Source organism: Gilliamella bombi, from assembly GCF_900103255.1.
Taxonomy (GTDB): Bacteria; Pseudomonadota; Gammaproteobacteria; order Enterobacterales; family Orbaceae; genus Gilliamella; species Gilliamella bombi.
Genome location: NZ_FMWS01000108.1, coordinates 1 through 1,878 on the forward strand (window position 1 = coordinate 1; position 1,878 = coordinate 1,878).

The following is a 1,878-nucleotide window of genomic DNA, read 5'->3' on the forward strand; positions in this document are numbered from 1 at the left end:
CTTCAGCTTCTTTTAAAATAGTGACGATTTGATGTTCAGTCATTTTTTTCATAATTAACCCCCCCTTTTCTTTTATCATAGAGAATTTTCTACTTTTTTGCTGTACTATTTTAGGGGATAGTTACAGTTAGGAAATTTTTTAATTTTGTTTTAAGGTATAACTCCAACCAAGCATATCTGTCCAACCAAATTTATACAAAGCATCATTCCACTGATTTTGACGTTCAACATCAAATAATTCAGGATGTAGATCAATATGAAGGCTTGTCCCATCTCCTTTTGCCAAAACTTCATCAATTCTTAAATATTTAAAATCACCATGATAACCATTATAATGGCTCTTAATGATCCCTGAACCACCAGTGATAGTACTAAACCCATTGCAACTAATATTCCTAATCTATTAATTCAAATTTGCCAGACTGAGGATTAATTTTATATTTACTCCAATTGTTAGCTGTTGTTGATTCTAAATCATAAGTGAAATATAACGTCCATAAATTATAATCATTCAAATAGTATAATTTTTCTGTAGCTAAACTGTTATTAGGATCGTTCATATATTCATAACATACTATAGAATCTACTCTTTCATTATTTTTATAAGATATTAACTCTATTTCCATAGAATATGGATTGTTAGTTTTTTCTTTTTTCAATTTTAATTCAATATTATTTTTTAGTTTAGAAATTACTATTTCATCATTATTTAGACTATTAAACTGGAGATAATAATCTTTTTTTATTTTTGAAATTGTACATAGCCCCGATACATCTTTTTTACAAGTTTTATTTATAGATAATATAAATTCTTTGCTTGATACCAATTTTTCCCCGTAAAAATTATTATATGATAAAGAATTTTTGTCTATTCCTCCTCCTGCATATACAGTTTTAATATTGTATGTAACAAATATTGTAATCAATAACAGAATTGGAATATTAATTAGATTTTTCATGTTATGTTATTTTATTTCCTTTATAGAACTGTCATCAAAACCTGAATGTAAATGAGAATCATGCAGAATTCCTTTTGTTTCTTGTGTTGCATTATCAAATTTTTTCTTATGCTTTCCTGTTATCTGTTTATTAAAATTAAATTTATGCATAGCATTAATAAATTTTTGTTCATCAACATCTTTTAAATAAAGTGTATCAATACTTTTCCCATTGACATGTTCAGCACTAGGAAAACAAGAACCTTCAGTAAAACAACTTCCTGTTGTAGTTAATTGCAAACCTGTTTCAGCTAAAGCACCGATAAAACCAGCTAAAGCCCCTGGTCCCGTATAGCGTCTTTCTGTGTTAGAAAAAATATACCTAACCGTCACTTTGCCGTTGACATACTGAACTTCATCAGGCATCCTAACTAGCTCAATTTCTTCATCTAATGCTCTATATAATCGCCAAATAGAGCCTTTATCCTTAGAATGCCAGCCATATTCTGCAATATCGCCATTTTTATATTTAACTCTTTTACTTGTAACTCCTTCATTGACATTATCCTTATATTCAATAATATTGGTATCATTTCGGTTCGGTGCACTTACTGTTACACCGTCTCTTTTCTTTTTAGTTGTATGCCAATCTGCTATACATATTTCATGCTCATTATTATCTTTATCATGATAAACGTATTTATATTTTTGTTCATAACCTTTCAGTATTTCTTGTGGTATATGTTTTTCAATTTTTCCGTCATGATAAATATGATAAGTAGCTATGCCTGCGCCTGAAAAATAATCCATCATCGCTACCGGATGAATAAACCACGCCTTGCCGTCTGTGGATAGATTGGTCAGTTTAGGGGTATTGGCATTGCTTTGTTCTGTGCTGGTTGTTTGATTTTGAGCTTGCGCCTGTGCCACTTGTTTCCAC

Annotated in this window: 2 protein-coding genes and 1 pseudogene; all 3 read right to left on the bottom strand. The window is 30.0% G+C overall.

What is annotated here, in order from left to right:
• Window positions 1–139: 139 nt before the first annotated feature.
• Complete coding sequence (locus B9N71_RS13160) at window positions 140–286, bottom strand: hypothetical protein (protein ID WP_167370124.1); 147 nt, start codon at window positions 284–286, stop codon at window positions 140–142.
• A 109-nt stretch (window positions 287–395) separates the two neighbouring features.
• The gene (locus tag B9N71_RS12435; RefSeq protein ID WP_085166125.1) at window positions 396–959 is read right to left on the bottom strand and encodes a hypothetical protein; all 564 of its coding nucleotides are present in this window, start codon (window positions 957–959) and stop codon (window positions 396–398) included.
• A gap of 6 nt (window positions 960–965) precedes the next feature.
• Window positions 966–1,878: pseudogene (locus B9N71_RS12440) on the bottom strand (hypothetical protein); the annotation flags it as partial.